23 protein-coding genes are annotated in these 22097 nt (G+C 50.0%); 20 read left to right on the top strand and 3 right to left on the bottom strand.

Features of this window, described 5'->3' with window-relative positions; all coding sequences use genetic code 11:
* Nucleotides 1-361 precede the first annotated feature (361 nt).
* Together RYZ18_RS10405 and RYZ18_RS10400 are read right to left on the bottom strand one after the other, a co-directional pair.
* Nucleotides 362-1174 (bottom strand): class II aldolase/adducin family protein, encoded by an 813-nt coding sequence (locus RYZ18_RS10405; protein WP_317656677.1) that lies wholly within the window; start codon nt 1172-1174, stop codon nt 362-364.
* 36 nt (nt 1175-1210) lie between these two features.
* Nucleotides 1211-1873 (bottom strand): GntR family transcriptional regulator, encoded by a 663-nt coding sequence (locus RYZ18_RS10400; RefSeq protein WP_317656676.1) that lies wholly within the window; start codon nt 1871-1873, stop codon nt 1211-1213.
* Between the two features lie 167 nt (nt 1874-2040).
* Here RYZ18_RS10400 and RYZ18_RS10395 point away from each other — a divergent pair, with 167 nt between their 5' ends.
* From RYZ18_RS10395 to RYZ18_RS10340, 12 genes are all read left to right on the top strand, one after another.
* Complete coding sequence (locus RYZ18_RS10395) at nt 2041-2205, top strand: hypothetical protein (RefSeq protein ID WP_317656675.1); 165 nt, start codon at nt 2041-2043, stop codon at nt 2203-2205.
* A gap of 100 nt (nt 2206-2305) precedes the next feature.
* Complete coding sequence (locus RYZ18_RS10390) at nt 2306-3832, top strand: extracellular solute-binding protein (RefSeq protein ID WP_317656674.1); 1527 nt, start codon at nt 2306-2308, stop codon at nt 3830-3832.
* An 86-nt stretch (nt 3833-3918) separates the two neighbouring features.
* On the top strand, nt 3919-4920 hold the full coding sequence (locus tag RYZ18_RS10385; protein ID WP_317656673.1) for a sugar ABC transporter permease: 1002 nt from the start codon (nt 3919-3921) through the stop codon (nt 4918-4920).
* Nucleotides 4921-4922: 2 nt separating this feature from the next.
* Nucleotides 4923-5801: a carbohydrate ABC transporter permease gene (locus RYZ18_RS10380; protein WP_317656672.1), complete on the top strand. Its 879-nt coding sequence runs from the start codon at nt 4923-4925 to the stop codon at nt 5799-5801.
* Nucleotides 5802-5853: 52 nt separating this feature from the next.
* Nucleotides 5854-6948, top strand: a complete 1095-nt coding sequence (locus tag RYZ18_RS10375; protein ID WP_317656671.1) for an ABC transporter ATP-binding protein — start codon at nt 5854-5856, stop codon at nt 6946-6948.
* A 13-nt stretch (nt 6949-6961) separates the two neighbouring features.
* A complete protein-coding gene (locus RYZ18_RS10370) occupies nt 6962-7588 on the top strand; it encodes a hypothetical protein (protein ID WP_317656670.1) in 627 nt (208 codons plus the stop codon).
* Nucleotides 7578-9140: an FGGY-family carbohydrate kinase gene (locus RYZ18_RS10365; protein ID WP_317656669.1), complete on the top strand. Its 1563-nt coding sequence runs from the start codon at nt 7578-7580 to the stop codon at nt 9138-9140. The genes RYZ18_RS10370 and RYZ18_RS10365 overlap by 11 nt, the downstream gene beginning before the upstream one ends.
* 21 nt (nt 9141-9161) lie before the next feature.
* Nucleotides 9162-9713, top strand: coding sequence for a VOC family protein (locus RYZ18_RS10360; RefSeq protein WP_317656668.1), 552 nt, complete (start codon nt 9162-9164; stop codon nt 9711-9713).
* A 53-nt stretch (nt 9714-9766) separates the two neighbouring features.
* A complete protein-coding gene (locus RYZ18_RS10355; RefSeq protein ID WP_317656667.1) occupies nt 9767-10639 on the top strand; it encodes a class II fructose-bisphosphate aldolase in 873 nt (290 codons plus the stop codon).
* Entirely contained in the window at nt 10636-11367 is a 732-nt protein-coding gene (locus RYZ18_RS10350) for an HAD-IA family hydrolase (protein WP_317656666.1), read from the top strand. Before RYZ18_RS10355 ends, RYZ18_RS10350 begins: the two co-directional genes overlap by 4 nt.
* A complete protein-coding gene (locus tag RYZ18_RS10345) occupies nt 11364-11648 on the top strand; it encodes a putative quinol monooxygenase (RefSeq protein ID WP_317656665.1) in 285 nt (94 codons plus the stop codon). Before RYZ18_RS10350 ends, RYZ18_RS10345 begins: the two co-directional genes overlap by 4 nt.
* An 11-nt stretch (nt 11649-11659) precedes the next feature.
* The gene (locus RYZ18_RS10340; protein ID WP_317656664.1) at nt 11660-12349 is read left to right on the top strand and encodes an MBL fold metallo-hydrolase; all 690 of its coding nucleotides are present in this window, start codon (nt 11660-11662) and stop codon (nt 12347-12349) included.
* Between the two features lie 134 nt (nt 12350-12483).
* Here the strand turns inward: RYZ18_RS10340 and RYZ18_RS10335 are convergent, their stop codons facing one another.
* On the bottom strand, nt 12484-13368 hold the full coding sequence (locus RYZ18_RS10335; RefSeq protein WP_317656663.1) for a MurR/RpiR family transcriptional regulator: 885 nt from the start codon (nt 13366-13368) through the stop codon (nt 12484-12486).
* A 301-nt stretch (nt 13369-13669) separates the two neighbouring features.
* Between RYZ18_RS10335 and RYZ18_RS10330 the strand changes: the two genes are divergently transcribed.
* The 8 genes from RYZ18_RS10330 to tpiA are packed head-to-tail and all read left to right on the top strand — an operon-like array spanning nt 13670 to nt 22095.
* The gene (locus RYZ18_RS10330; protein ID WP_317656662.1) at nt 13670-14656 is read left to right on the top strand and encodes a thiamine pyrophosphate-dependent dehydrogenase E1 component subunit alpha; all 987 of its coding nucleotides are present in this window, start codon (nt 13670-13672) and stop codon (nt 14654-14656) included.
* Nucleotides 14657-14699: 43 nt separating this feature from the next.
* Nucleotides 14700-15689 (top strand): alpha-ketoacid dehydrogenase subunit beta, encoded by a 990-nt coding sequence (locus RYZ18_RS10325; RefSeq protein WP_317656661.1) that lies wholly within the window; start codon nt 14700-14702, stop codon nt 15687-15689.
* Between the two features lie 11 nt (nt 15690-15700).
* Nucleotides 15701-16921 (top strand): transaldolase family protein, encoded by a 1221-nt coding sequence (locus RYZ18_RS10320; RefSeq protein WP_317656660.1) that lies wholly within the window; start codon nt 15701-15703, stop codon nt 16919-16921.
* Nucleotides 16922-16932: 11 nt separating this feature from the next.
* Complete coding sequence (locus RYZ18_RS10315; RefSeq protein ID WP_317656659.1) at nt 16933-18213, top strand: alpha/beta fold hydrolase; 1281 nt, start codon at nt 16933-16935, stop codon at nt 18211-18213.
* A 36-nt stretch (nt 18214-18249) separates the two neighbouring features.
* Nucleotides 18250-20283 carry a transketolase gene (gene tkt / locus RYZ18_RS10310; RefSeq protein WP_317656711.1) on the top strand — a complete coding sequence of 678 codons (2034 nt, stop codon included), beginning with the start codon at nt 18250-18252 and terminating at the stop codon, nt 20281-20283.
* Nucleotides 20276-20947 carry an HAD-IA family hydrolase gene (locus RYZ18_RS10305; protein ID WP_317656658.1) on the top strand — a complete coding sequence of 224 codons (672 nt, stop codon included), beginning with the start codon at nt 20276-20278 and terminating at the stop codon, nt 20945-20947. Before tkt ends, RYZ18_RS10305 begins: the two co-directional genes overlap by 8 nt.
* A 36-nt stretch (nt 20948-20983) precedes the next feature.
* Nucleotides 20984-21319: a carboxymuconolactone decarboxylase family protein gene (locus RYZ18_RS10300; protein WP_317656657.1), complete on the top strand. Its 336-nt coding sequence runs from the start codon at nt 20984-20986 to the stop codon at nt 21317-21319.
* A gap of 35 nt (nt 21320-21354) precedes the next feature.
* Entirely contained in the window at nt 21355-22095 is a 741-nt protein-coding gene (tpiA, locus tag RYZ18_RS10295; protein WP_317656710.1) for a triose-phosphate isomerase, read from the top strand.
* The last annotated feature ends 2 nt before the right edge of the window (nt 22096-22097 follow it).

The raw sequence follows: 22097 nt of genomic DNA, 5'->3' as shown, positions 1-22097 counted from the left end.
GCCCAACGATGTAGCCCGTCGCGGAGCATGCGTTCAGCTTCAGTTGGCAACGGCGTCCCCAAGCGGCACATGTGATAGTAAGCCGCATTGAGGTTGCGCTGCAGAAATTTTGGGATTTTCGGCGTCATTGCAAAAGTGTTCAGGCAAGTAATCCTATGAGACCACTTTATATTAAAATGGCGTCCGGTTGGTGTTCTTTGGGAATACCAGATTGATCTTCCAATCCTCCATACGATCGAACGCTTTGAAGTTCGTTCCCTAGCTATGGCTTATGTTCGAAGTTGATGGACGAAACCATTGCAGTTACTGGACCGCCTGGAGAGTACAATTCTAATAGGGTGCGGCTTTTCACTTAGGTATATCAATTCAACATATCGGGTTGGTCTAGGACAAGTTGGTTCCATATGGTTTGAAAGTGAAGCCACCCAATGTACTCGCTACCGACATGCTCCCGGCTGTATCGAGCACGCTCATCAGGAATTCGGATTGGCGTAATTCCGCTTGCGGCGATATCAAGCTGCTGTTTGCAGCAACGCTCAAGTGCGATAAACCAGAAGGCCGCACTCTCGATAGAGTGGCGCGATGCAGTCAAAAGGCCGTGGTTTTGATGGAGCGCCGCCTTAACCCCTTTGAATGCTTTAGCGACATCAGAGCCAGCATGGGTCTCAACTGCAACTGCTCCAGCCTGTTCCCCAACTACAACGTGATCCTCAAAGAATGCGCACGCGTCTTGAGTTATCGGATCGATTGGACGCCCGGTAGCACACCAAGCGGTCCCATAGGTTGTATGAGCATGGCACATCGCGATAATATCAGGGTGCTGCTCATGGACGTTAGCATGCAGTACAAACCCAGCTCGGTTAACTGCGTATTCACCTTCGATTACAGTGCCATTGTGATCCACAAGTATAAGATTGGATAACATCACTTTACTAAAGTGAATGCACATGGGGTTTGTCCAATAGAGCTCGGGATGCTCTGGATCGCGGACCGTTAAGTGACCGGCAAAGCCGTAATCAAAACCTTGTTGAGCAAATGCACGACAGGCTGCCACTAGGCGTTGTTTGCGGTGTTCCCGTTCTGCTTCAACGGTTTCATATTTTGGCTCTTGTGGAAATATTAAGCCGTCCTGTTCTGGTTGATAGATGGACTTTCTTTTGCCGAGATCGAGCATTTGGTATCCTTTGCGTGGAAGGCACTTACAGCTACTTTATTTGCTATTTGCCATAAGTGCGGCCAGTGTACTTTCTTTCGCTCTGTGTATATGGTCGCGCATCTGCATTTCGGCCAAATCACCATTGCCTGACTGGATGTGTTCCAAGATCATTCGATGATCTTTCCAAGTGGATTTGATGAACTTTTCATCACGTAGAACGCGTCCCATGAAGCGTTCTACGTGATGCCAATTAGCGTTTAGAGATTGCGTAACTACAGTGTTGCCAGCCCATTGATAAATCATTCTGTGGAAGGCTGCATCTGCTGCAATTAGGTCAAAGTTATTCGCGCTCTCGACTGCAGACTGTCCTAATTTCATGATTTCTTCTGCTTCTGTGTCTGCATTGTCTGGCCTACGGTCAGTCGCTAGTTTTGCGACTGAGGGCTCAACGATTAATCTAAACTCATAGATATGTATAAAATACTGAGGATCGATTGGGGCAACGATGACCCCTCGTTTCCCGTTGTCTTGTAACAGTCCGTTGGCTTTCAGGATTGCAATGGCGCTGTTAACGGGTTGTCGTGACACGTTCAATTGTTCAGCCAATTGGTCTTGGTTCAGTCGCTCACCAGGCTCCAGTTCCCCGGACGTGATTGCAGCAAGTAGGCTATCATATGTCTCTTCAGCCAATGATTTTTTGTAACGTATCGAGCGCATCAGATCTTGTCACCTTTTTGAGAGATGCAGCATGGCATTTTGTTTTGGAGTTGACAAGGTTTTGTATTTTGTATTTCGTATACGATATTTGGAGATCTTAAGTCAAGTATGAAAATTTTTTTCTTTTTGTAGAGGGGGTGCGCTTCCCGCGGTGCAGTGCTGGCGCTATGAGTGCGTTACAGCTAAAAAATTACGCAACCCTACGCGCAGTAGAAAATAATTTTTCTGTAAAAATTACAAAATTTATTGAAATATGCGCTGATTTTTTTAAAATAAATTTTAGCATATGGCAAAATGAAGAAAATTATTTACAAAAAAATTTTTTACAATAACGTGGGATTGCTGACTCGAGAATCGAGGGTCCCAAACGGGTAGGAGCGATGATTGACGTCAGGTTTGGCCGTATGGCCACTCTTAAAAGGGAGAGACTAAATGTTTTATAAACCTAAAAAGGCGATCCACACGCCTATTAGTCGTCGCAAGTTTCTTGAGTTGGGTGGTGCGGGAGCTACCATGCTCGGAGCGGGTTCTCTTGCGGTCGGCTTGAATTCCACCATAATGAGCACGAGGGTCCAAGCGGCCTCATCCGAGGAAGCAAAATGGCGTCAATACGCCGGTTCAAAATTAGTTTTTCTTTCGGAAAATACTCCACCATCGTTTGCGATCCGCGAAAATATCCAGTCGTTCTATGAGAAAACTGGCATTGAAGTCGAAATTCTCACGGATGACTTGCCCGTTGTTCAACAAAAAGCTGGGATCGATCTTCGCTCAGGCAAGTCCGACTACACATTGAATTATGTGCAGGACAAACCAATCGGAGCGCCATTCGCTGATTTCTACGTCGACTTGAGCACTATGTTTGGCGACGACACACTTCCACAAGATCCTGAGGGATATGGGGACGGGGCTTGGTTTGAAAACTTCCTGTCAGCGTGTGGACGTTTCTATGCCGAAGACAAGATTATTGCCCTTCCTTATGATGCGGCTGTGGCATGTACTTTCTACCGACAGGACCTCTTTGAAGCGCACACGAAAGACTTCGAAGCCGAGTATGGCTATCGCTTGGAGTTCAACGAAGAGACCACATGGAAGCAGGTCCTCGATATCGCCAAGTTCTTCAAGGCGATGAAGGAGGGCGGCGCTGACGTACCATATGGTTACGCGCAGCACCAGGGCTCCTTCGCCTGGACTACCCAGCTTGATATTCAGCGTATGATGTTCTCGCATGGGCAGTGGATTGACTTCCCAATTGACGACAAGCTTGGCTCCAAACGTCCCGGACCCACCAACTGGGGCGACGAACAGTCGGTTCTGATGTTGGAAAAGTTTAAAGAGCTAGGCGATGCCTCTCACCCAGACAACTTGGCTAACGGCACATTGGAGCTGAATACTGTTTACCAGTCCGGCAACATTGCAATGCAAGTCCAGTATCATGAATTTGCTGCGTCGGTGGAAAACCCAGAGACCTCCGTAGCATCTGGTGGACGCACCGCCTACGCGCCATGTCCAAAGGGTGATGCTGATTGGAACCTGACTGGTGGTCCACTTGTTAATGGCACTAACTGTGGCATCGGCGGCATTGGCATCAATGCTAACGCCTCGGAAGATATGCAGCGTGCTGCGTATCTGTTCGCAATTTGGTCGACCAGCAACCAGATCCAGTACGATGTTTTGGCAGGTTTAGGCGGTACCCCGACTAGAAAGTCTGTTTTGGAGCGCGAAGATGTTAAGGCGGCTCAGCAACGGCCAACAAACATGCCAAATGCTCTTACATTTGACGCTGTGTATAATCACGGCATCAAAGATCCACACTTTGTATTGGGGCCAAAAATTCCTGAGGCAAACGAGTATCACTCCATCTTAGCTTCAGAAACCCAGCAAATGCTATCCGGTCAAAAATCGCCTGCAGAGACTGCCGCAGCGATGAAAGAGCAATTTGACTACTTGAACGATGTCTAATCTTTAAATTCTGAGGTTCAGCGGAGACTTTTTCTTCCGCTGAACCTTACTCCAAGGAAAAGTAAGACCACTTCGGAGCGTCACTCATGACTAATGTCACAAATTTCGAAAATAAATCTATGTTGTCCGGTGCCGCCCAATTATTCAGAGCTAGGGAACACTCAGTCGAAGTCGAGGCCAGACCTCTCACAGATGCTCTGCCTGAGCCAACGGTTTTTAACCCACCGGCGCCAAAGCGTTACTACCTTTACCTAATGGCGCCAGCGATTGCGGTTCTCGCATTTATATCCTTGTACCCGTTCTTCTGGCTCATTGTTATGTCATTGCAATCTGTCGACATTGGGAGCTCAGAGTGGGTTGGCTTACGTAATTACGCTCGCTTGTTGAAAGACCCTAACTTTTTAAGCGGATGGGGTTTGCTTCTTAAATATAGTGCGATGTGCCTGTTCATGCAGTTGGCTATCGGTCTGATGCTGGCTGTTATTGTAAATAACCACCGCTACGAAAAATACTTAGTAACTGCTCTTTTGATGCCAATGATGATGGCCCCAGCAGTGGCCGGCCTGCTTTGGCTATTCCTGTATAATGGTACTTTTGGATGGTATCATTGGATCCTTCAAAGCTTAGGCGTGCTCGATAGCGCATCAATCTTGGCAAGCCAATCGACATCAATGTACGCCATTGTCTTGGTGGATGTTTGGCAGTGGACTCCATTAATCACTTTGATTGCGCTCGCGGGGCTTAAAAAGGTTCCTCGTGATCAACTTGAGGCCAACATGGTAGATGGCGCATCACCAATTCGAAACTTTTTCGCCATCACATTGCCTAACCTTTATCCAGTGTTGCTGATCGCTATCCTATTACGCTTCATGGATAATTTCCGTTTCATCGACCACATTCTGGTTCTCACTGGTGGGGGTCCTGGAAATTCCACTAAGATCCTCCCCGTCTATCTTTTTGAAGTTGCATTCAAGTTCTTCAAATTGGGTCGAGGAGCCGCAATCGCCCTCACTTTGCTCATCGTAACCATAGTACTCGGCATGATTTTGGTGCGCGTATTCGACAAACCGCAATCGGAAAGGAAATAATTATGGCCTCTCAAGACGTCGTTCACTACGATACGCCATTACAAAAAGCGCTGCGTGTTTCTGCTGCTTTGTTCCTGGCCGTTTACCTAATTTGGACGCTCCTCCCTTTTGTCATCATGTTTGTTTCGTCCTTCAAAGACTTGTTGGAGGCGTTCAACCTGCCTGCAGTAGGAGACTGGTCGGGTGTCGGTATTTTTTTCGAATTCACTCCGACGTTTGAGCACTATTCAAGCCTATTTTCCGAGGGTAACTTTGGGCGGTATATGGCAAATAGTCTAATCGCAGCGGGTGGCTCTGCGATTGTGTCAGTAGTATTCGGATCTCTGGCTGCATACAGTCTCAGCCGAGTAGAGTTTCGTGGAAAGAAAGACCTCTTCTTTTGGATTATTTCTACGCGAATGGCGCCGGTTGTGGCCGTCATGGTGCCACTCTATTCGATCTTTCGCACACTTGATCTCGTCGGAACTCTTCCGGGTTTGATCCTTGCCTACACCACATTCAACCTCCCATTCGCAATTTGGATTTTGAAGGGCTTCTTTGACAATGTTCCATATGCGATCGAAGAGTCTCAAATGGTTGATGGGAGCACTCGCTTCCAAGCATTTTGGTCGATCGTACCATTAGTGGCCCCTGGCATCGGCGCCTTTGTCGTTCTCTGCATTTTGTTCGCGTGGAATGATTTTCTCTTCGCTGCGATTATTGGGTCAGGTGGTGCAAAAACTTTGCCGGTAGCAACGCGCGAGCTGGTCCAACCTCAAAATATTCAGTGGGGCTCAATTATGGCCGCGGGGGTCGTGACAACCGCACCCATGATGCTGCTCGGCTTGGTTATTCGCAAATATCTTGTCACTGGGCTCACTATGGGCGCTGTGAAGGAATGATTGGTTTGTATGGCTTTAAGAATACCCAGAGCCGTCACATTGGGAGGCTATTATGGCTACAGTAACGCTTAAAAACGTTTGGAAATATTACGGTGAAACGCCTGCGGTAAAGGACCTCAACATTACTTGTCCAGATGGAAGTTTTGTTTCGATCTTAGGTCCGTCCGGATGTGGAAAATCATCGACAATGCGGATGCTTGCGGGGCTTGAGCATATCTCTGCTGGAGATGTTTTGTTTGATGAAGAGCGTATTAACGATCTGGCTCCAAAAGATCGCGACGTGGCAATGGTATTTGAAAACTATGCGCTCTACCCGCACAAGTCGGTTTTTGAGAATATGGCAAATCCGTTGCGACTTCGCAAAATGGATGACAGCACCATTAAGGATCGCGTTGAGGCTGCGGGGAAGCTCCTTGAGATTGATCACTTGATGGAGCGGCGGCCTCACGAACTATCGGGGGGTCAGAAGCAGCGAGTTGCAATTGGTCGTGCGATTGTCCGTGAGCCAAAACTCTTCCTCTTTGATGAGCCGATCGCCCACCTCGACGCTAAGTTGCGAGCTCACATGAGAGGTGAAATCAAGCACCTTCAAAAATCACTGGGTACGACGATGATTTACGTAACCCACGATCAACTCGAGGCTTTATCAATGGCTGACTATATCGCGGTCATGCATGATGGAGAGCTGCAGCAGTGGGGTACCCCCAGCGAGATTTATAATCATCCTGTGAATGCTTGGGTGGCTGGTTTCGTAGGCGAGCCAGCAATGAACTTCTTAACCTGCGAGCTCCAAGGCAATGGGGATCAGGTACACCTTAGCCACAAAAATTTCGAAATTCCGTTGCTCTCGGAGCAAATAAAACGCCTCAATGGCGCTCGCAATGCGAAGCAAGCGCGCATGGGCGTAAGACCCGATGCGCTGAGCATTTCGATGACTGATCCGGGCGAACCCAGCATCAAAGGCAAGATTTTTGTTAATGAATTGCTAGGGGGCGACATGCTCGTGGAAGTGGAGTTGGAAGATGCGCGAATTCGGGTGAAAACAACCCCTGAGTTCAACGGAAAACCCGGCGATAGCTGCCACCTCAGTGTAAATCGCGACAAGTGGCACATCTTCGACTCAGGTGATGGGCACGCCTATTTCTGAGGAGGATTGAGCGGTGAGCGTCAGTGGATACCAGTCCGAGTTGCAAGGCTTTGTGCGCGATAAAATTTCGAGCTCAGGCCATGCTGCCGTGGTTGAAGTCTATCACGCAGTGAGAGAGATTCCATATTTCTCAAGTGGGGACAGGTCTCCGTATACCGCCCTCAAAGCGAGGAGGGGGGCATGCACTGCTAAACACATAATCCTTCGTGATGCCCTTCGAATTTTGGGATTTGATGCAGTGATTGAGCTAGTCGACTGCGACTTTGCCACAGGAGTTGCTCCGCATAATTCGATGCCCCAGGATCTCCTCGATCAGGTTCATGCTGGAAATATTCGCGACATTCACTGCTGGGTTCGAACTCGAGGAGATATACCACAATTGCTCGATGCCACATGGCCATCTGGATTAGCAGTCTATGGGTTTTCAACAAACAGTGGCTGGAATGGGACAGGTGACACCTACCCAGCGGTGGATTGCGTTCAATCGATCACCGTCAGTGAAGACGTTTTGCTTGAGAAACAAAGGTTACTGGATGATTTCTCGGATCAAGAAAAAAAGCGCCGCAAAAAATTTTTAGGCGCATTGTCGGCATGGCTAGACAGCCATTCGGTCTCTTTGGGAGGAAAAAATGAAAGCTAAACGTGCATTTGTCGGAATTGATGCGGGCACAACTGGCTGCACTGTTATGATTTTCAGTGAGCGTGGGGACGCCTTGGGTCAGGGCTACAAGGAATATGATTGTCAGTCTCCGAAGGCTGGGTGGATTGAGCAGGATCTTGAGGCTGTTTGGGACGGTATATGTCAGGCCTCACGCCAAGCAGCCGCTCAAGCAGATTTGTCACCAGACGCATACGTGTCTCTCGGCCTCTCAAGTCAACGTGGAACGTTTGCGCTCCTGGATGAGCATAAAAAGCCCCTGATGAATTCAATTGTCTGGAACTGTGGGAGGGCACTCAAATGTGAGGAGAAGCTCGCAGATGAATTTCCCGGTGAGGGAGAGCATCAAGAACACACCGGAATGCAAATAAGTCCCCTCTGGTCTGCAGCAAAAGTTATTTGGCTCAGAGAAAATGCCCCAGAACTCTTCGAGAAAACTCGTTGGTTCGCAAATGGCCAAGAATATTTTCTGTATCGGATGGGGGGAGAGGATTGGTCTACAGACCCGGCCTCCCTAACGCTTAACGGTATGATGGATATTGAAAAACTTGATTGGTCTGATCGTATTCTCAAAGTGTGTGGCATCGACCGTGATCGCCTTCCTCCAGTTGGTATTCCATCAGGTCAAGTCGGCAAGCTATCCAAGGAAGCGGCTGAACAGATGGGCCTCCCGGAGGGTCTGATACTGTGCCGTGGCGCCGGTGATCAGCAGTGTGCTGCCATTGGTGCCGGTGTCATCAAGCAAGGAATGGCTGAATTCACCGTGGGTACCGCTGGTGTAATGGTGGCCCATATTGATAGCCTTCAACGCATCAAAGGAAAAAATCTTTGGTGGGGTGGGCACGGTGTGCCTGGAGCATGGGATATTGAAGGGGGCGCCTTCAGCTTGGGCGCCTGTCTCCGCTGGTGGCGCGACCACTTGGGCCGCAATGAACTTGATGAAGCAGCTAAAAAGGGAAAGAGCGTCTACAGCGTAATGGTGAACGAAGCCGAAACTTCGAAGCCTGGTGCGAATGGGGTATTGTTTCACTCCTTTATGGCAAGCCAAGTTACGCCCTATTACGATGCAGTTTCTCGCGGAGGCTTTCTAGGGTTAGGTCTATATCATCAGCGTGCAGACCTTATCCGCGGCCTCTTAGAGGGCTGCGCAAACGAAATGCGCATGGTTTTCGACGCATTTCAAAGCGACGTGGACGGTGGGATTACGGATTTCCGGTTAACAGGCGGCGGTACAAAGTCGGATGGCTTTGTTCAGATAATGACTGATATAATCGGCGTGCCTACCACTGTCTTGAAAGAGCGCGAGTGTACAGTTCTTGGCGCGGCAATTCTGGGTGCATTTGGTGCCGGCGCCTTTGCTTCTATCGACGAAGCCGTGGACTCTATGGTGCAGGTTGAGAGCACTTTTGACCCAAATCAACAACTTCGGGGCCTCTATGAAGACCAGCATCAAGTCTACCGCGGCTTCTATGAAGCCGTCGCCCATTCGGGGCAGTACCAAGCCCTGAGTGACTTTGTTTCTAAGCATCTGTGACGCAATAGGGAGATTAGTAAAATGGCAATGCCTGGAATGCGAGGAATGGAACATATCGGCTTCACTGTGCCGGATATCGATGAAGCTTGTGATTTTTTCGAAAGAATTCTTGGTGCGGAGGTTCTTTACACCGCTGCGAAAGATTTTAAGGGCGAGGGCTCTTGGATGTCGCAGCACCTACGGGTGGATGACCGGTGCGTAATCAAAGAGTTTCGATATGTCCGCTGTGGAAACGGGACTAATTTGGAGATTTTTCAGTATGAAGCTCCAGACCAAGTAAAAATTCCGCCCAAGAATAGTGACATAGGCGGTCATCATTTGGCGTTTTATGTCGACGATATGGATGCTGCAATTGATTTCCTCAAGGCGAACAATGTGGAAATACTCGGTGAGCCAACCTCTTATACCGATGGCCCAAACCTTGGACTGACCTGGTGTTATTTCATGGCCCCATGGGGAATGCAGCTTGAGATTGTGTCAGCTCCCAAGGGAACAGTGTTCGACAACGAGGCAAAGGCCGCTGGAAGGTCAAGGCTGTTTCATCCTGCAAAAGTCGACGAAACTAAAATTTGACCGCGGGCAGCGCCGGCTTTTGCCGGCGCCGCACAGCATTCAGGAGTGTTAAAATGCCGTTAGTATCGATGGGGCCTATGTTGAGGCGCGCGAGATCCAAAGGCTTTGGGGTCGCCGCATATAACATGATAGATTACAACAGCGCCCGATCCATAGTGGATGGTGCAGCGGAACTTAACGCGCCCGTGATCGTCCAGGTATCCGTTAAAACAGTTAAGTATTGGGGGGCCAAGGAAGTCGGAGCGTGGGTCGCAACGATGGCTGGCAATGTCGACACCCCAGTTGCGCTGCACCTTGATCACTGTACTGATGTCGATATCATAAAGATGTGTATCGACGCCGGTTGGACAGCCGTGATGTTTGACGGATCGTCACTGCCTTTTGAGCAGAACCTCCAAAAATCCAAGCAAGTATACGAACTCACGCAGGCAGCTGGCGTGGGTATGGAGGCTGAAATTGGGGCGATCGGTGGCGTAGAGGACGATAAAGTTGTTAGCGATGAGGCTGCAATGTTGGCGGACCTCGCGGAGTGCGTTGAGTTTTGTCGAGAGCTTCCAAATCTTGATGTTTTTGCGCCAGCAATAGGCACGGCGCATGGTTTCTATAGAGGAGAGGCCAAAATTGATTTTGGCTTACTCCAGAGCATCTCTGAGGCAATAAAAGTGCCGATAGCCCTTCATGGTGGGACCGGGCTAACCCCGGATCAGTTCCATAAGTGCATCAGCCTGGGTGCAGCAAAAGTTAACATCTCCACTGGCCATAAACAGTTGTTTATCGATGGATTTTGTGGGGTGAAGGCGACGTCTCCATCTCTGGGTGAGCCGATACCTTATGTGGAGGCTCAGTATCAGACTATGAAGGACGATGTGAAAGGATCGATCAAACTATTTGGCTCCAACGGCACAGCTTCAGGAGCACATCAATGAGTGAAAGTCCAATTCAAGCACTTATTTTCGACTGCGATGGCGTCTTAGTCGATACTGAGCGCGATGGCCACCGGGTCGCTTTCAACATGGCCTTTAAGGAACTTAATATCGATGCGCATTGGGATATTGAGCGTTATGGCGACTTACTAACTACGGGTGGTGGCAAAGAAAGACTGCGCCGCCATTTCGATGAAGTGGGCTGGCCTGTTGCGCGTGAGGACCAGCGCGATCAGCTGGTTATAGACCTTCATAAAGTGAAGACAGGGTTTTTCCTTAAAATAATTGAAAGTGGGGCGTTAACATTGCGCGATGGCGTGGCTCGAATGATAGACGCCGCGTTTGAAGCGAGGTTGAAGGTTGCCGTGTGCTCAACCTCTAACGAACGAGCCGTCGCTACACTGGTTTGGAAACTTTTAGGTGACACAAGATCATCCAGAATACAAATCTTTGCTGGTGATGTGGTTAAGCACAAGAAGCCAGACCCAGCGATATATCACTTGGCGGCAACAACGTTGTCAGTGGATCCCACGAAATGTGTCGTAGTTGAGGATAGCCATATTGGTCTCAGCGCCGCGAAGGCGGCTGGAATGAACTGTATAGTAACAATCTCAGCTTACACAGCTTCCGAGAATTTCAATGCCGCTGATCACGTGGTTTCAAATCTAGACCAGGGCGTCGACCTCCAACTTTGCGAACAATTAGTTAAATATCGAAAGGAGACGGCATGACTTTGACCGTTATTGCGACATTGAAGGCCAAGGCTGGGAAAGAGGCTGAGCTCGAGGATGTGCTTGCCTCATTGGTTGCGCCAACGAGGTTGGAAAAAGGTTGCAACAAATATGAGATGCATCGCTCACACGATGAGCAAGGGCTGTTTATGTTTGTTGAGGACTGGGAGACACGGCCTGATTGGAATCATCACATGGAAAGCGACCACCTAACCGCTTTTGCTGCTCGCCAAGAAGAACTTTGTGACAGTTGGACGCTATTTACTGGTGAAGAAGTTTGAGGAGAGCTTCGATGAAACTAAAATTTTATGCTCACGCGAGCTTTCGCTTAGAGCACGAGGGTTTGTCAGTGGTCACTGATCCATATACCCCCTCACTCGCGGGATTTGACCCAATATCTGAGCCTGCTGATATCGTCATAATGAGCTCCGCAACTGATGATTTCCATTGTGACGCTAGCCACGTCGGCGGGAATCCTGCCGTAGTGAATGCACTTGAAGTTCCAGACAGTGGATTGGAAGTCGGGGGACTATTCATAACGTCCTATCCCGCGATGGAGAGCATGACCTATGATTTCCAAAAATACTTCCAAAGAGATCCAGATGCCAACGCGCTCTATCATTTTGAGATTGGCGGTGTCCGTGTTCTTCACATGGGCGACATAGGTAATGCAGTAGCGCCTGAGCACATTGAAAATCTAGCCGGGAAGGTTGATCTCTTGTTAGCACTCACGGGTGAGCACGCGACAATTTCCTTGGATGATTTAGATGACTTTATTTCGCGAATAAAGCCTAAGGCTGTCATTCCTATGCACTACTTCAGTGAAAAGGGTGTTCTAGAAATTGAGCCGGTCACTACATTCACGGACCGTATCTCTCCTGAACGTGTAAAGTGGATTGAGGGTTCGGAGATGGATTTAGACATTTCGGGTCTTCCACACTCAGAAAATCCTCACGTATTTGTTTTAGAGCAATCGCGATAGGAAATTACAGCGGTTCTCTGTCGCGCTCGGCCACTTTTCCTCCCATCCTCCTGGCCGAGCGCGCAAATTTAACAGCTCATGCCGATTTGATTAGAGCGTTTGTACGCCACTGTTCAAAATCAAGCTAACAATCTTCAGCCCCGGTCGTACCGATAATATGCTTCCAAGGCTTCTGCCGTGGCTTTTAATTGCTGCGTGTGACTATCATCACTCCCGAAAATCAGCCCAACGTACAACATATTGATAAGAAACAGCTGGCTCATGCGGCCCTCTAGGAAGTCGCCATAAAGTGGAACGCTTGGGGTGTTGGAGTTCCAAGTTAGAAGGGTCCGCGCGGCTGACTTGCCTACCAAGGAGTGCGGTTCGCTAGTGATCGCGATTGTCGACGCACCATTTTTGCGAGCAAGCGTCAGAGCGTTTCCAACGTCAGCTGTTGTGCCGGTGTGTGAAATACCGATCATCAAGTTGTTTTTTCTGATATTAGCTGCCGCAACGATTTGATTGTAGCCGTCATCATATGACTTGGCATCCACCCCAGCTTTTGTGAATAAGTGCGCCGCCTCCATGCAGATTGCGGCTGCTCCGCCGACCCCTATCAAAACAACTTGGTCACAAGTCCTAAGCTCTCCAACGCATTGCTCGAGAAGCTGTTCGTCGAGTAGTTTTTGCGTACCCAAGATACTGTTTGAAAGCAAAACTGATAATTTTGCACTCAAGGTTATAAGGGGATCATTTCTGTCGAGCTCACTGGGGATGTTAACAACACTATTCCGGTCCACGCCCCCAGAAGCTTCCGCGAGAGCTAGCTTTAAATCTGGGTAGCCTGAGTACCCCAAGGCACGGCTAAACCGGCTCACCGTCGCGTCGCTCACGCCCAGTGTCTTTGCAAATTCTGTTATCGATTGCTGCAGCTTATCGGTAGAGTGACGCCTTAGGTAATCTGCGACAACCTTCTCAGACTTACGGAGATCGGCGTACTGAGCCTGGATACGGTCAAGTAGATCGCTATTCTTGTCCAACTTTTTCTCCTAGTTTTCGCATGATCGCAGCTTACACACTTATCTTATGCTAATTTGCAAGCTCAGGAAAGACATTCCCCGCATTTCTTGAAAATATTTATCACAAACAAAATAAATACAAGCAATTGATATTATTAATTAAATCTACTGTTTTTTGGCAAGTGTGAAAATTTCATACAAAAAATTTTCTGAAAATTATTGCAATATGTAGAAAATTTTCTCGACAATTGTTTTTGAAGATGCTACCGATTCACTCAAGCAAAAGCACGGAATTCCTCAGTTTTGAAGTGGATCTAAGGGTATGGCAAAGAAATCGTCAGCGTCAAACGCTTACTCAAGAGAATTTTTGGAAAAAATTTTCCGCACAGCGCACAAGATACGGGTTTTTGAAACTGAAGGCATAAAACTTTATCGTCAGGGTTTGATCCGTGGATACTTCCATCCGTACCTTGGACAAGAGGGGATTGCCACGGGCGTCTGCGCGGCTCTCTCCGAGGGCGACTACATCGCGTCAACTCACCGAGGTCATGGCCACTGCATCGCTTGGGGTGCAGACGTTAAAAAAATGGTCGCCGAGCTACTCCAGAAAGATACTGGCTATTGCAAGGGCTACGGTGGATCAATGCACATCGCTGACATTTCGGTTGGTAATTTGGGCGCCAATGGAATTGTTGGGGCGGGTACTCCGCTTGGCGTTGGTGCAGCGCTCGCAAACCAGATAAGGGGCTCGGACGCCGTCACAGTGACATTCAGCACCGATGGCGCAACCAATAACGGGACGTTTCTCGAAAGCCTCAACTTGGCAGCCATCTGGAACCTGAATTATGTGTTGGTAGTAGAAAACAACCAATACGCGGTGTCCACACCGATTGAGGAATCCACGCGCGAGCCAGACTTGTACAAGCGCGGCTTAGGCATCGGAGTTGAGAGTCACCAGGTGGATGGAAACGATCCGCTGGCCGTCTATGAGATTATGCGTCAAGCCGTTGAGACTTGCCGGAAAGGTAAGGGGCCGGTGCTCATCGAGGCAAAGACGTTCCGGCACATGGGCCATCACGTCAATGACCCCGGAAAGTACATGCCTGAGGATCGCTTAACCTACTACAAGCAGCGCGACCCAGTCGATCGTGCCCGTAAGGCACTTAAAGATATGTCCGACATTTCAGACGGTGAAATTGACGCCATTGAGGCAGAAATTGCGGCCGAATTTGAGGCTGCCGTCGAGTTTTCAAAAAATAGTGGCGAAGTTTCTATCGAAGAATTCCGCGCATTCGCGGCCGACTATTGAGCTTAGGTTAGGTGGGAGAAGTAAAGTGCCTCAAAGAGAGTTGATGTATCGCGAAGCGCTGCGCGAAGCGATTGATGAAGAGATGGCCCGCAACGATCTGGTGTTCATTATTGGCGAGGGTATCGCGGAGCGGGGTGGTTCCTACAAGGTAACTGAGGGTCTACTCGATAAGTATGGTTCCCTGCGCGTGCGTGACACACCAATCGCAGAAGCGGGAATGATCGGCGTTGGTGTAGGGGCCGCAATTGCTGGCGCCCGCCCAATTGTGGAAATCTTATACGTTGATTTTGCGATGCTGGGCATGGACATGATCGTCAACCAAGCCGCGAAGTTTCGATTAATGACTGGCGGCGATGGCCGCGTGCCCTTCGTCATGAGAACACAGGGCGGTACAGGTGGTGGTGTTGCAGCCCAGCACTCTCAATCGCTTGAAGCTCTCTTCTATCACATCCCCGGTTTGAAAGTTGTCATGCCATCTACTCCAGCGGATGCGAAGGGTCTGCTAAAGTATGCCATGCGTCAGGACGATCCAGTTATGTTCCTAGAGCATAAGCACCTTTACATGACTAAGGGGATGGTCCCCGACGGTGAGCACATCATCGAGTTTGGAAAAGGCGACATAAAACGCAGCGGGACTGACGTCACTCTCATTGCGTGGTCTAATATGATCCCGCGATCTCTAGAAGCCGCTGCTGAATTGGCGGAGCAGGGCATATCAGTCGAAGTAATTGATCCGCGCACGTTGGTGCCACTCGATCGCGAAATGATATTGCAATCCGTTTCTAAGACGAAGCGCGCGGTTATTGTTCAAGAAGCCAATCGCCGCGGGGGTATCGCGTCGGACATTGCCTCAATCATTCAGGAAGAGGCGTTTTGGGATTTAGACGCTCCGGTTGAAATCGTTGCTGGCTTGGACATTCCAGTGCCCTTTAACCTCACGCTCGAGGCGGCAAGTGTGCCGCAAAAGCCTGATATCGTTGCCGCAGTAAAGCGTTGCATTCACCAGGACAATTATTCCGCCGCTGCAGAATAGGAGACGGAAAAATGACGCTGCATATTCTCGAAAAGTTGGCGGCAACTAATCAAGACTGTGAGATTTGGTGGGACTCATCTCCTTTGGTCTACGAAAAGTGGAAGCACGAAACTCTCTCGCAAGCTCCTGAAGGAAAGCGTTCTGAATGGGAAGAGCAACTCCAGCGTCTACTCAATGTAGACACCATCAACACAACTGGTCAAATGGTGTTTGGCGGCGTGACGACAAACCCACCGCTGTCGCTTCAAGCGCTCCAGGCTGAGCCAGATTTTTGGACCAAACACATCCGCGCCATAGCCAAAGCTAATCCCGGGGCTGGGGTTGAGGAAGTCTATTGGCTTACTTACCTGGACGTTGCGCGTAAGGGTGCTGAAATGATCTTGCCGGTGTATGAGGCGAGTGCTGGTCGACTAGGATTTGTTTCGGGTCAGGTCGACCCAAGGTTTGTGACAGACTACGATCGCATGCTCGAACAAGGTCTAGAGTTGTCCCGCCAGAGCCCCAATATGATGGTTAAAATTCCTGGGTCTGCTGAGGGTTACCGAGTAATTGAAGAGCTTACGGCTCTCGGAATCTCAACAAATAATACGACGTCTTTCACGGTCGCTCAGTATGTGGAGTGCATGGACGCTGTGTCACGTGGGCTATCCAGAGCAAATGCTGCCGGTATTGATTTAAGTAAATGGCGCTCCGTTATCACGCACATGTCTTCGCGACTTGGAAATTTGGGCGACCTTAGTGCTCAGGCTGCAATTCGTGGCATCGAGTTGACGCCGGAGGAGATCCAACTTGGAGAGCTTGCGGTACTGAAGCGTGCATATCGCTACGGTAAAGAAACTGGCCATCCATCGAAAATGTTGCAGTGTTCAATGCGCGTATTCGACGACGGACCTGGAGGCACGGCGTCCAGCTGGCATGTTGAGAAATTGGCAGGCGGTGACTTTGTTTATACCTGCCCCCCATCCTACATATCGCAGCTTATGAATGCCGAGGATCGTATGCAGCCCTTTGACAGCGAGGCTATCAACGAAGACGCTCCCGACAGGTTAATTCAGAAGTTACGCAAGCTGCCGTATTTCCGTCAGGCATACGATTTTGGTGGAATGCTACCGAAGGAATTTTCTCAATTTGGTGCGTTTGCTGCCACTGCGACTGAGTTCGCGGCTGCAACCAGAAAAACTGTAGATTTTGTTGCGAATGCTCTCGAAGAGACGTCGTCGCGCGCGGCTTGAGGAATTTAGATATGGCTGAAGCGATTTTGGTCCCCCAGGTGGGGCAGGACTTGACAGAGGCAACTGTCGTGGAATTGCACGTCAAGGTTGGTGACAAGGTTGCCAAAGGTGATTTGGTTGCTGTGGTAGAATCTGAGAAGGCAAGCTTTGAAGTCGAAGCGTTTGCCGAGGGATTTGTCATAAACCTGCCATATAGCGTTGGGGATGTGGCCACTGTACTCGAGCCGCTAATGCATCTTGGGGTAAAAGGTGAAACCGTTGCGCCGACAGCTTCAGCAAGCGCGAGCGAGCCCGCAACGTCTTCTGTGGTTGATGCGCAATCAAGCGTATCTGAGTTGAATGCCAACTCTAAGAAAAGCGCCGTAGCCCTCGACGGCCCTCTCAGAGCGTCACCCGCAGCTAGAAAGCGCGTATTTGAAGCCGGGCAAATGCTTAACCAGTTTCGTGGGTCTGGCCCGTTGGGTGCGGTTGTCTTGCGGGACGTTGAGGCCCAGCTATCAACCGTCGCGGCGCAAACCCTAGGGGCACAGTCCATGCCTGGCTTGAAAAATCTTCAGTCTGGTCACGGCGATCCGATTATATTCATTCATGGCTTCGGATCCGATCTCTCATCTTGGCGTCCAACGGTTGGCCAATTGGGCCTGGAAAATCCGATGTACGCTTTGGATTTACCGGGACATGGATCTTGTTGGGATCTAAAACCCAAGAGCTTTGACGAGTTGGTGGATTACGTGGCGCAAACAATTTCACCGTTGGGTGGTAGTTTGCACTTGGTTGGCCATTCGCTCGGTGCGGCAGTGGCCGTGGCACTGTCTGAGCGTGGAAATATTGACATTCGCTCCATGAGTCTTCTGTCTCCAGCGGGTATGGGTGCAGGGATAAACCCCCAATTTATCGATGGATTTTTGAGTGCCAAATCAGAGGCTGCACTTAAAACGTGGATGCAAAGCCTTGTTCGCGATCCAGACGATATGGCGCCCGTTTTAGTGCGCGCTACCCTGAAGGCGCGTAGTGAAGCGGACTTGGTAGGCAGCCAACAGGAACTTGCGCGAGGCCTGTTTGAGAATGGCACTCAGCTTTTTTCAATTGTGAACGGCTTGCGGCGCTTTAACGGCGCGGCATCTGTCGTGATCGGGACTGATGACGCAATCGTCCAGTCCAGTGATGTCATCGCCAAGACGCCGTCCCACGCGGCCTTATATAAGCTTTCGGGCATAGGACATCTCCCGCAAATTGAGTGCCCGTCTTTGGTCAACACTATCGTAGCTAGAACAGTGAAGTCAGCCAGTTAAGTATCTCTACGGCGATGGCGTGAGCCCTGTCCAAGTATCCAAAAGGGGAATGAAATGCGTGACCTCAGTGAGGTTAGCCATAGTGACATGGCTAACGCAGTTAGGTTTTTGTCTGCAGATGCCGTTGAGCGTGCCGGCTCCGGTCACCCGGGTATGCCGATGGGGATGGCAGACGTCGCTACTGTACTGTTCTCAAAAGTCTTAAAATTTGATGCAAAATGTCCGCAGTGGCCAGATCGAGACCGCTTCGTACTGTCAGCTGGCCACGGCTCGATGTTGTTGTATTCGCTCCTGCACCTTTGTGATTTTCCATGGTGGGACTTGAACGCAATTAAATCTTTTCGCCAACTAGGCTCCATCGCAGCTGGCCACCCCGAATATGGTCACGGCCCAGGTATAGAGACCACGACGGGACCGCTTGGCCAGGGTATAGCGACGGCAGTTGGCATGGCGCTTGCGGAGGAAATGGATCGAGCCAGGTTTGGTGAGGATTTGGTAAGCCACTATACCTACGTGATTGCTGGGGATGGCTGCCTGATGGAAGGCATTTCTCAGGAAGCAATAACACTGGCAGGTCACTTGGGTCTGAGCCGCCTCGTTGTTTTATATGACGACAACCAAATTACGATTGATGGATCCACTTCACTAGCGACGTCAGAGGACCAGCAGAAAAGATTTGAGGCCGCCGGATGGGATACGTTTGAGGTTGATGGGCACAATCCAGAGGCAGTCGAAGAGAGTATACTTTTGGCGAAAGCGTCTACCCGGCCTGCAATGGTCGTTTGTAAGACCCGCATTGGATTTGGAGCCCCTTCAAAGTCGGGGAGCGCAAAAAGCCATGGCTCCCCGTTAGGGAACGATGAAATATCAGGAGCCCGCTTAGCGTGTAATTGGCCCCACTCGCCATTTGAAATTCCCAACGATATCCGGGAAGCCTGGCGCCTAATTGGTGCTAGGGGCGGAGCCGATCGGATGGATTGGGAATTGCGTTTGAATTCAGCGCCATCCCAACAGAGGGTACTATTCAATGACCATCAGGCGCGCCGTTTCCCAGTTGGATGGGATGACGCTCTTTTGCAGCACAAGTGTCAGCTGTCCCAAAATGCGTCTGCCACTTCAACTCGGAAAGCCAGCGGAAACGCGTTAGAGGTCCTAACTAATTACATTCCCAATCTCATTGGCGGATCTGCCGACCTAACGGGCTCCGTAAATACCCTCACCTCCAGCACTGCCGCGATAGCAGCCGATGACTTCACCGGGCGCTATATTCACTACGGCGTTAGGGAGCATGCAATGGCTGCGGTGATGAATGGCCTGTCTCTCCACGGAGGGTATTTCCCGTATGCAGGTACATTTCTCGTTTTTGCTAATTATTTTCATCCAGCACTGCGCCTCGCATGCTTGATGAAGCTGCCGATGGTTCACGTGTTGACACATGACTCGATTGGCCTTGGTGAGGATGGCCCAACTCACCAGCCAGTTGAAACCCTCGCCATCTTGCGCGCGACGCCTGGCCTGGTAGTACTCCGGCCAGCTGACGCGGTTGAAACGGCTGAGGCCTGGGATATAGCGTTGAAGCGTACCAAGGGGCCGACCGCGCTGGTATTGTCACGGCAAGATCTTCCCGTCCTAAGGCTTGAGGCTGATGACCAAAATAAGTCTTCAACCGGGGGCTACGTCCTTTCCGAGGCTGCGTGCGGAAAGAGATTGGTGTCCCTAATTGCCACTGGCTCTGAAGTCTCCATTGCCTGCGAGGCCCGCGAAATCCTCGAGGCTGAAGGCATACCTACAGCCGTTATATCTTTGCCATCTTTTGAGCTATTCCGGGCTGTCGAGACCAAGCTCCAGAGCGATGTTCTTGGGGATGATGGCGTATTGAAAATTGGTATCGAAGCGGCGCTCGAATTTGGTTGGCGTGAGTTTCTCGGAAGCCATGGGGCATTTGTAGGCATGAAGGGATACGGCGCATCTGCGCCGGCTAATGATTTATATAAGCACTTTGGTATCACAGCACAGGCTGTCTGTGAGCGTGTCAGAGGGCTTCTCAGCGGTAGATCATCAAATGAATGAAAAGGGCACAGTGATCTTTGATTTGGACGGCACGTTGGTGGACAGCGCCCCTGACTTGGCGAATTCACTAAATGTAGTCCTCGAAGAATACGGACGGAGCAGGATCAGCGAGAGTGAAGTACGCAACATGATTGGTCACGGCGTCGGCGAGTTGGTGCGCGCTGCCCTGTCAGGTGATAATAATTCCCCCCAAGAGCCACTCATCGAAACAGCAATTGTTCGCTTCAGGTGCCTGTATTCTCGAAACTTGTCAAAACACAGCACGGTGTATCCCAACACCGCCTCTACGCTGGCAATCTTGAAGCAGGAGGGTTGGCGTCTAGTTGTGTGTACCAACAAAATTGAGGGAAGTGCTCGAAAGGTTTTGAGAGAGTTTCAGCTACTTGATTTCTTTGAGGACGTTGTTGGCCCTGACACCTTCGGCGTGTCAAAGCCAAATCCCGAACATCTTCAAAAATGTGTCTCCGACAAGTGGGCAAGTTTACCCACGATTATGGTTGGAGACTCTGAAGTGGACTGTGTCGCGGCAAAGGCTGCTGGATTTCCAATGGTTCTAGTGGACTGGGGCTATAACAAGGGGCGTTTGTCAGAATTGGCGCCCAATTTTGTACTCAGCGACATTCGGGAACTACACGAGATCTTAGATAAGATCAGCAGCAATTAATCCAAGTGAACTCCAATCTTGAAGGGGAATAAGCCTATGACCGCAAATTATAAATCAGAACTCAGTGCCGCAAAGGAACGTCTGGGGGCTCTAGGTAAGGTTGCGCCAGATATGATGCAGGGATTTGGTCGCCTCGCCAAGGCGGCGACCGCTGATGGGACTTTCTCTGTCGCGCAGAAAGAACTGATCGCAACGGCAATTGCCGTCGTGAAGGGGTGTTACGACTGTATTTTGTACCATGTGGACGCGGCAAAGCGTAGTGGCGCCACCGAGGATCAGCTTGCGGAAGTTCTCACAGTGGCAGTGGAAATGGGAGGTGGCCCGGCTCTAATGTATTCAGGCAAGGCTCTGGAAGCTTACCGGGCAGTGTGAAACCCCCAAACATAATTCATTTCGAGTTGGTTCAAATGCGCTCAACTTTAATAATTGGTAATTGGAAGATGAACGGCAAAAGCCGTAATCTTGCCGAGGTGGACAAGTTATTGGATGGCTTAAACGGTCAGTCCTGCGATATGGTGTTATGTCCACCAGCTACATTGATTGCTCAAATGGCTGCAGCTGTTAAGGGTTCGTCAATCCAGGTTGGGGGGCAGGACTGCCATTGGAATTCAATGGGACCTCACACTGGCGACATATCACCGGAAATGATTGCCGATGCAGGGGGAGAGTATGTTATTTTGGGCCACTCTGAGCGCAGATCTGACCACTGCGAGTCTGACCCCATAGTCAATGCCAAATGTGTTGCTGCTTTGGCAGCAGGGCTCACTTGCATCGTCTGCGTCGGGGAGACAAAGGCAGATAGAAGTGCTGAGAACACTCTTAGTGTCATAGAAAATCAGCTCCACGCCTCAATTCCGAAAAATGCCCAGTTGTCGAAGCTTGTCGTCGCCTATGAGCCGGTTTGGGCCATTGGTACTGGCTTAACACCGACCATTTCAGAAATTAGTGATGTGCACACGTTCATGAGACGTAAGCTGATAGAACGCTTCGGGGATGAAGCTTGCTTTGTTCCCTTGGCTTATGGTGGATCAGTCAACGCGGATAATGCGTCTGAAATCCTGGCCCAGTCCAATGTATCTGGCGTCTTGGTGGGTGGAGCTTCACTGCGCGCGGAAGACTTTTTGAAGATTGTCTCATGTGCTGCTTAATG

It is taken from the genome of Roseovarius sp. 10, from assembly GCF_033100315.1.
Taxonomy (GTDB): Bacteria; Pseudomonadota; Alphaproteobacteria; order Rhodobacterales; family Rhodobacteraceae; genus M30B80.
Note: the sequence above shows the minus strand (reverse complement) of the source record. Positions and strands in the feature narration are given on the sequence as shown.

Coding starts and splice junctions, on each gene's coding strand:
- RYZ18_RS10315 (WP_317656659.1), top strand. CDS start 16,933: ATGGCTGAAGCGATTTTGGTCCCCCAGGTGGGGCAGGACTTGACAGAG.
- RYZ18_RS10305 (WP_317656658.1), top strand. CDS start 20,276: ATGAATGAAAAGGGCACAGTGATCTTTGATTTGGACGGCACGTTGGTG.
- tpiA (WP_317656710.1), top strand. CDS start 21,355: ATGCGCTCAACTTTAATAATTGGTAATTGGAAGATGAACGGCAAAAGC.
- RYZ18_RS10340 (WP_317656664.1), top strand. CDS start 11,660: ATGAAACTAAAATTTTATGCTCACGCGAGCTTTCGCTTAGAGCACGAG.
- RYZ18_RS10390 (WP_317656674.1), top strand. CDS start 2,306: ATGTTTTATAAACCTAAAAAGGCGATCCACACGCCTATTAGTCGTCGC.
- RYZ18_RS10325 (WP_317656661.1), top strand. CDS start 14,700: ATGTATCGCGAAGCGCTGCGCGAAGCGATTGATGAAGAGATGGCCCGC.
- RYZ18_RS10360 (WP_317656668.1), top strand. CDS start 9,162: ATGGCAATGCCTGGAATGCGAGGAATGGAACATATCGGCTTCACTGTG.
- RYZ18_RS10300 (WP_317656657.1), top strand. CDS start 20,984: ATGACCGCAAATTATAAATCAGAACTCAGTGCCGCAAAGGAACGTCTG.
- RYZ18_RS10395 (WP_317656675.1), top strand. CDS start 2,041: ATGAGTGCGTTACAGCTAAAAAATTACGCAACCCTACGCGCAGTAGAA.
- RYZ18_RS10385 (WP_317656673.1), top strand. CDS start 3,919: ATGACTAATGTCACAAATTTCGAAAATAAATCTATGTTGTCCGGTGCC.
- RYZ18_RS10365 (WP_317656669.1), top strand. CDS start 7,578: ATGAAAGCTAAACGTGCATTTGTCGGAATTGATGCGGGCACAACTGGC.
- RYZ18_RS10350 (WP_317656666.1), top strand. CDS start 10,636: ATGAGTGAAAGTCCAATTCAAGCACTTATTTTCGACTGCGATGGCGTC.
- RYZ18_RS10400 (WP_317656676.1), bottom strand. CDS start 1,873: ATGCGCTCGATACGTTACAAAAAATCATTGGCTGAAGAGACATATGAT.
- RYZ18_RS10345 (WP_317656665.1), top strand. CDS start 11,364: ATGACTTTGACCGTTATTGCGACATTGAAGGCCAAGGCTGGGAAAGAG.
- RYZ18_RS10375 (WP_317656671.1), top strand. CDS start 5,854: ATGGCTACAGTAACGCTTAAAAACGTTTGGAAATATTACGGTGAAACG.
- RYZ18_RS10380 (WP_317656672.1), top strand. CDS start 4,923: ATGGCCTCTCAAGACGTCGTTCACTACGATACGCCATTACAAAAAGCG.
- RYZ18_RS10355 (WP_317656667.1), top strand. CDS start 9,767: ATGCCGTTAGTATCGATGGGGCCTATGTTGAGGCGCGCGAGATCCAAA.
- RYZ18_RS10330 (WP_317656662.1), top strand. CDS start 13,670: ATGGCAAAGAAATCGTCAGCGTCAAACGCTTACTCAAGAGAATTTTTG.
- RYZ18_RS10320 (WP_317656660.1), top strand. CDS start 15,701: ATGACGCTGCATATTCTCGAAAAGTTGGCGGCAACTAATCAAGACTGT.
- RYZ18_RS10405 (WP_317656677.1), bottom strand. CDS start 1,174: ATGCTCGATCTCGGCAAAAGAAAGTCCATCTATCAACCAGAACAGGAC.